Source organism: Streptomyces sp. NRRL F-4489 (assembly GCF_001509485.1).
Lineage (GTDB): Bacteria > Actinomycetota > Actinomycetes > Streptomycetales > Streptomycetaceae > Streptomyces.
Genome location: NZ_LLZI01000089.1, coordinates 1 through 6444, shown reverse-complemented (window position 1 = coordinate 6444; position 6444 = coordinate 1). Strand labels below are relative to the sequence as shown.

Annotated in this window: 5 protein-coding genes; 2 read left to right on the top strand and 3 right to left on the bottom strand. The window is 72.3% G+C overall.

Features of this window, described 5'->3' with window-relative positions:
• Positions 1–125 precede the first annotated feature (125 nt).
• Positions 126–320, bottom strand: coding sequence for a hypothetical protein (locus ADL22_RS09315; protein ID WP_066975668.1), 195 nt, complete (start codon positions 318–320; stop codon positions 126–128).
• 302 nt (positions 321–622) lie between these two features.
• On the opposite strand from ADL22_RS09315, the gene ADL22_RS09310 reads away from it, so the two are divergent.
• Both ADL22_RS09310 and lysX read left to right on the top strand, forming a co-directional pair.
• A complete protein-coding gene (locus ADL22_RS09310; protein WP_066975667.1) occupies positions 623–1453 on the top strand; it encodes an Ig-like domain-containing protein in 831 nt (276 codons plus the stop codon).
• Positions 1454–1615: 162 nt separating this feature from the next.
• Entirely contained in the window at positions 1616–4933 is a 3318-nt protein-coding gene (gene lysX, locus ADL22_RS09305; RefSeq protein ID WP_066975665.1) for a bifunctional lysylphosphatidylglycerol synthetase/lysine--tRNA ligase LysX, read from the top strand.
• A 76-nt stretch (positions 4934–5009) separates the two neighbouring features.
• Here the strand turns inward: lysX and ADL22_RS09300 are convergent, their stop codons facing one another.
• Both ADL22_RS09300 and ADL22_RS09295 read right to left on the bottom strand, forming a co-directional pair.
• Positions 5010–6032 (bottom strand): 2-hydroxyacid dehydrogenase, encoded by a 1023-nt coding sequence (locus ADL22_RS09300; RefSeq protein WP_066975663.1) that lies wholly within the window; start codon positions 6030–6032, stop codon positions 5010–5012.
• A gap of 58 nt (positions 6033–6090) precedes the next feature.
• Positions 6091–6444, bottom strand: a 354-nt coding sequence (locus tag ADL22_RS09295) for a histidine phosphatase family protein (protein WP_199836253.1), incomplete at its 5' end; no start/stop codon positions are given.

Here is a 6444-nt window from a genome sequence, read left to right as displayed (position 1 = left end):
CCCCTCCCCCTCGCCGCCCCCGCTCCCTCGCGCCGTGCCGGGGGCCGCTTGCCTCTTCCTTGTTTCGGCAACGATTACGGAGAGTGATTGGTTCCAGGGGGTAGCGTGACGGGCCCGGGTAGGGGTCAGGGGCGGACGCCGCTTACCACTTCGGCGGCGCCGGCGAGGCCGTGGTGGATGTCGGGGGCGAGGCTGCTGCCCGCCAGGTAGAAGCCGAGCAGTCCGCACACGATGGCGTGCGAGATCTTCAGCTTCCCGCTGCGCAGGAAGATCACGACCAGGATCACCAGCAGCAGGATGACCGAGATGGAGACAGCCATGGACACAACACCTCCTCGTCCGCCGCCCGAATGGGCGGTAAGCGGTGGCCAGTTTGGCGCATCGCGGCGTATGTCCGGTTCGTGGAAGGGTGCTCCAAACAGGTGGTAGTTGGGGAAGGGAGGGGAGGGAGGGGTGGGTGTCGGAGGGTGGGGTGCGGGTGGCGCCTGCCGGCCGGGGGGATTCCCGGGGGTCGGTAAAGAAGTGGCATGGATCACTTGGGGGGTCGCAACGTCGTGGGGGCGCTGACCGTCTTAGCGGCCGACATTGCCGCCGCTCCCGCACCATCGACGGAAAGCCGCCCATGAGCCAGAGCCCCGCCCGGTCCTTCCGGCCGTTCCGGCCGTCCCGGTCGCTGTGCGCCGCCCTCGTGCTGATGCCGGTGCTCGGTGTCGGCGCGCTCGCGGCGTGCGACGCGGCCAAGGCGTCGGCGTCGCCGGAGCGGCCGGTGAAGGTGGCACTGGGGTCGGCCGGCGGGCATCCGACGGTGCAGGCCGGCGACCGGCTGCGGGTGAGCGCGGACGGCGGGGTGCTGACCGAGGTGACGGTGACCGATCCGCGGGGCCGGCAGCTGGTCGGCGGGTTCAGCCGGGGCGGGACGGTGTGGACGTCGCGGGCCAAGGCGGCGCCGGACACCAAGTACTCGGTGCTCGCGCTGACCCGGGACCCCGAGGGCGCCCGCAGTGAGGCCAAGGAGTCGCTGACCACCGGGAAGGTGGCCAAGCGGAACCGGGTGGTGTTCAGTCCCCGTCCGCAGGGCGAGGTGGTGGGGGTCGGCGATCCGATCGCGCTCACCTTCGCCTACCCGGTCGGGAACAAGGCGGCGGTGGAACGGCGGCTGGAGGTGGTCACCGACAACCGGACCGAGGGCGCGTGGACCTGGGAGTCCGCCCGGGGCGGCCGGGACCGGATCGTCTGGCGGCCGGAGGGCGGCTGGAAGCCGGGGACGAAGGTCACGCTGCGGGCCGAGCTGAACGGCGTGGACTCCGGCGGCGGGCGGTTCTTCACCAAGGACTACGGGCTGCGGTTCACCGTGGGCCGGAGTCCGGCTGTCAAGGCGGACCTCGACGCTGACGCGTACATCACACCCGGACTCGGACTTACGCCGGCTTTATGGCAAGGTCCAGGTGGGTGACCCCGGTGGTGGTCGCCCAACCCTCCTTGCGAGGGACAGACAACACAGGGGGCGGGGCCGGAGACTGGATGGTCGCCCGGTCGCAGCGGCAGAGGGCCGGAGGCGGAGAGCGCGCGCCTCGTGCCGGGCTGCCGACCCCCTTTCAGAGCCTAATGTGACGGAATGAGCACCGTGCAGGACCAGGATCAACTCACGGGGTGGCGGCGCTTCCGGCGCCGCGTCCCCAATGGCTTCGCCATCATCTTCAGCGTGCTGGGGCTTTTCTGCGCCCTGACAGCGCTGATCGGGCCCCTTCGGCGCGCACTCCACTCGGTGATCTACTGGCTGGACACGCTCACGATCCCGGTGGCCCCGAACTTCGCGTATGCCGCGTTCCTCTTCCTCCTGGCCGCGGCGATGACCGCGCGGAAACGGGTGGCGCTGTGGTTCGTGGTCGCGTACATGGTGCTGAACGTCCTCGCCGACGCGCTGTTCCTGGCGGCCGGGTACTGGGAGTTCGGTTTCTCGCTGCTGCTGTGCGCCGGGGCGCTGGTGCTGCTGCTGGTCTCGCACCGCGAGTTCTACGCGATCACCCGGCGCGGCGCGTTCCTGCGGGCGGCGCTGGTGCTGGCCGGCGGGCTCGTGGTGGCGGTGCTGATCGGCTGGGGGCTGGTGTCGCTGGCGCCCGGTTCGCTGGAGCGCGGCGGCGGCAACCGCCTGCTGTGGGCGGCCAACCGGGTCTGCGGCGGGCTGGTCGGCGGCCGGATCGTCGAGGGGCACCCGCCGCACTGGATCGGCACGCTGCTGGGGCTGCTGGGCGCGCTGGCGCTGCTGAACGCGGCGGCCGCGCTGTTCCGTTCGCAGCGGATGGAAGCGGCGCTGCACGGTGACGAGGAGGCCCGGATCCGGGCGCTGCTGTCGAAGTACGGCAGCCAGGACTCGCTGGGGTACTTCGCCACCCGCCGGGACAAGGCGGTGGTGTTCTCGCCGAGCGGCAAGGCCGCGGTGACGTACCGGGTCGAGGCCGGGGTGTGCCTGGCCAGTGGTGATCCGGTGGGTGACCGGGAGGCGTGGGGTCCGGCGATCGACGCGTGGCTGGACGTGGCCGGCCGGTACGGCTGGCAGCCGGCGGTGATGGGCGCGAGCGAGGACGGCGCGAAGGCGTTCGCGCGGGCCGGGCTGGGCGCTCTCCAGCTCGGTGACGAGGCGATCCTGCACGTCGCGGAGTTCGATCTGGACGGCCGGGACATGCGGGTGACGCGGCAGGCCGTCAACCGCGTGCGGCGGACGGGCGCGACGTTCCGGGTGCGGCGGCACGCGGAGCTGACCGAGGCGGAGATGCAGGAGGTCATCCACCGGGCGGACGCGTGGCGGGACACCGAGACCGAGCGCGGTTTCTCGATGGCGCTGGACCGGCTCGGGGACGAGCTGGACGGTGACTGCCTGCTGGCGGAGGCGTTCGACGGCGACGGGAAGATGATCGCGCTGCTGTCGTTCGTGCCGTGGGGCAAGGACGGTATCTCGCTGGATGTGATGCGGCGCGACCGCAGTGCGCCGAACGGCGTGATGGAGTTCATGGTCGCGGAGCTGTGCGCGCAGGCCGGGTCGCTGGGGGTGCGGCGGGTCTCGCTGAACTTCGCGGTGTTCCGGTCGGCGTTCGAGGAGGGTTCGCGGATCGGTGCCGGTCCGGTGCTGAAGGTGTGGCGGCGGCTGCTGCTGTTCTTCTCGCGCTGGTGGCAGCTGGAGGCGCTGTACCGGTCGAATTCGAAGTACCACCCGGAGTGGTATCCGCGGTTCCTGTGCTACGCGGATGCCGGGGCGCTGGCGCGGATCGCGCTGGCGTCGGGTATCGCCGAGGGTTTCGTGGCGGTGCCGAGTCTGGGCAAGCTGTGGGGCAAGGGGCACAAGAAGCGGGTGCTGGCCCCGGCGAGCACGGCGGGGCTGCCGTCGCTGGACGAGCTGGGTCTGGTGGAGTCGGAGCCGGCGACGGCCGAGGAGCGTCGGGAGCGGGAGCTGGCGGCGCTGCCGGAGCAGGTGCGGGTGCGCCACCGGAAGCTGGAGCGGCTGCGGGCGGCGGGCACCGACCCGTATCCGGTGGGTGTGCAGCGGACGCACACGCTGGGCCAGGTCCGCGAGGAGTACGGCGGCACGGCGGCGGGGGCGCGTACCGGCAAGACGGTGACGGTCGCCGGGCGGGTGCTGCTGGTGCGGGACCACGGCGGGGTGCTGTTCGCGGTGGTCCGGGACTGGTCGGGCGATCTGCAGATCGCGCTGACCCGGGCGGACAGCGGCGCGGAGCTGCTGGAGCGGTTCGGCACGGAGGTGGATCTGGGTGACCACATCGAGGCCGAGGGCGAGGTCGGGGCGAGTGACCGCGGTGAGCTGACGGTGTTCGTGACCGGGTGGCGGCTGACGGCGAAGTGCCTGCGGCCGCTGCCGGACAAGCGGCGCGGTCTGTCGGATCCGGAGGCGAAGGTCCGCCAGCGGTATGTGGACCTGGTCGTGTCGCCGGACGCGCGGGACACCGTGCGGGCCCGGTCGACGGCGGTGCAGGCGCTGCGGCAGGGGCTGATCGACCGGGGTTATCTGGAGGTCGAGACGCCGATGCTCCAGCAGATCCACGGTGGCGCGAACGCCCGTCCGTTCCACACCCACATCAACGCCTACGACCTGGATCTGTATCTGCGGATCGCGCCGGAGCTGTATCTGAAGCGGCTGTGCGTGGGCGGGATGGAGAAGGTCTTCGAGATGGGGCGGACGTTCCGGAACGAGGGCATCTCGTACAAGCACAATCCCGAGTTCACGATGCTGGAGGCGTACCAGGCGTTCGCCGACTACGACGTGATGCTGGATCTGACCCGGGAGCTGATCCAGGGTGCGGCGGTGGCCGCGTTCGGCAGTGCGACGGCGCGCAAGGCGGACAAGGACGGCCGGCTGGTCGAGCACGACATCTCGGGTGTGTGGCCGGTGAAGACGGTGTACGGGGCGATCTCGGAGGCGCTGGGCGAGGAGGTGTCGGCGGACACCGAGCCGGATCTGCTGCGGCGGCTGTGCCTGCGGGCGTCGGTGCCGGTGACGCCGGAGATGGGCCGGGGCGACATCGTGCTGGAGATGTATGAGCGGCTGGTGGAGGAGAAGACGACGCTGCCGACGTTCTACAAGGACTTCCCGACGGAGGTGTCGCCGCTGACCCGCCAGCACCGCAAGGATCCGCGGGTGGCGGAGCGCTGGGACCTGGTGGCGTTCGGTACGGAGCTGGGGACGGCGTATTCGGAGCTGACCGATCCGGTGGAGCAGCGGAGGCGGCTGACGGCGCAGTCGCTGCTGGCGGCGGGCGGTGATCCGGAGGCGATGGAGCTGGACGAGGACTTCTTGCAGGCGCTGGAGTTCGCGATGCCGCCGACGGGTGGCCTGGGGATCGGTGTGGACCGGCTGGTGATGTTCCTGACGGGTCTGTCGATCCGGGAGACGCTGCCGTTCCCGCTGGTGCGCAGGCGCTGAGCGCGGGGGCGGCGTAGAGCGCCGGGCGGGCCGGATTTCTCCGGCCCGCCCGGCGCTTTTCCGTGTGGTCCGCCCGTTAGTTGACGCGGTGGCGGAGGGGTTCGCCGCGGAGGTAGCGGCCTACTTCGGCGGCGGCGAGGGCGGCGGCCTTGTGGGCGACCTGGCGGCTGCCGCCGGCGATGTGCGGGGTGAGGACCGCGCCGGGGGCGGTGAGCAGGCGGGAGTGGGCGGGGACGGGTTCCTCGGGGTAGACGTCGAGGCCGGCGCCGGCGAGGTGGCCGGTTTCCAGGGCGTCGCAGAGCGCGTCGTAGTCGAGGAGGGCGCCGCGGGCGCAGTTGACGAGGACGGAGCCGCGGGGCATGGCGGCGATCTCGGCGCGGCCGATCATGCCGGTGGTCTCGTCGGTGACGCGGGCGTGCAGGGAGACGATGCGGGAGCGGCGCAGGAGTTCGGGGAGCGGGACCTGTTCGGCGAGGCCGGCCAGGGCGTCGGGGCGGACGTAGGGGTCGTGGACGAGGACGTGGGCGCCCATGGCGTGCAGGACGGTGGCGACGCGGCTGCCGATGGCGCCGAAGCCGATGAGGCCGATGGTGGTGCCGGCGATCTCGATGCCGCAGCTGTCGTAGTCGTAGTAGTCGCCGCGCCAGACGCCGCGGCGGAGGGCGGTGTGGGTGTCGCCGACGCCGCGGGCGGCGGCGAGCAGCAGGGTGAGGGTGTGTTCGGCGGTGGCGGTGGCGTTGCGGCCGGGGGCGTTGCAGACGGCGACGCCGTGGCGGGCGGCGGCTTCGAGGTTGGCGTTGACCGGGCCGCCGCGGCTGGTGCAGAAGAGTTTGAGGTCGGGGCAGTGGTCGAGGATGCGGGCGGTGAGCGGGCCGTGTTCGGTGACGCAGATCTCGGCGCCCTGGAGGGCGGCGATCATTTCGTCCTCGGTGCCGGATGCCTCGGTGACCTCGGCGACGGGGCCGAAGGGGGTGTGCGGCCAGCCGAATTGGAGCTCGCGTATCTCCAGGGGGGTGTCCCCGGCGGCCTCGCGGACGGCGGCGGCGAACAGGGCGGGGCGGATGAAGTGGTTGCCGGCGGCGAGGACGGTGGTGGTCATGCGGGGTCGTCTCCTGGTGTGCGGTGTGGGGTGTGTGCCGTACGGGGTGTAGGTGCGGTCAGTGGAGGGCGGGGCTGGGGGCGAGGGCAGGGGCGTTGAGGCGGAGGAGGGCGGTGTGGCCGCCGGTGAGGCGGATTTCGGTGAGGGCTCCGTTGTGGAGTTCGGGGAAGGTGCGGCGGTAGGCGGCGAGGGGGATGCCGAGGAGGTGGCAGAGCAGGACGCGGAGGAGGGTGGAGTGGGCGACGATCAGGATCCGGCCGTGGGGGTGGTCGCGGGTGAGGTCGGTCAGGCAGGCGGCGGCGCGCCGGGCGGCGTGGCGGGGGGGGTCGCCGCCGGGGGGGGGGGGGGCGGCGGGGGCGGGGGGGAAGGCGGGGAGCTGGTGGGGGGAGGGGGGGGGGAACTCGGCGGGGGG

Excerpts from the sequence above, each read along its gene's own strand:
- ADL22_RS09300 (WP_066975663.1), bottom strand. The coding sequence starts at position 6,032 with ATGACCACCACCGTCCTCGCCGCCGGCAACCACTTCATCCGCCCCGCC.
- ADL22_RS09315 (WP_066975668.1), bottom strand. The coding sequence starts at position 320 with ATGGCTGTCTCCATCTCGGTCATCCTGCTGCTGGTGATCCTGGTCGTG.
- ADL22_RS09310 (WP_066975667.1), top strand. The coding sequence starts at position 623 with ATGAGCCAGAGCCCCGCCCGGTCCTTCCGGCCGTTCCGGCCGTCCCGG.
- lysX (WP_066975665.1), top strand. The coding sequence starts at position 1,616 with ATGAGCACCGTGCAGGACCAGGATCAACTCACGGGGTGGCGGCGCTTC.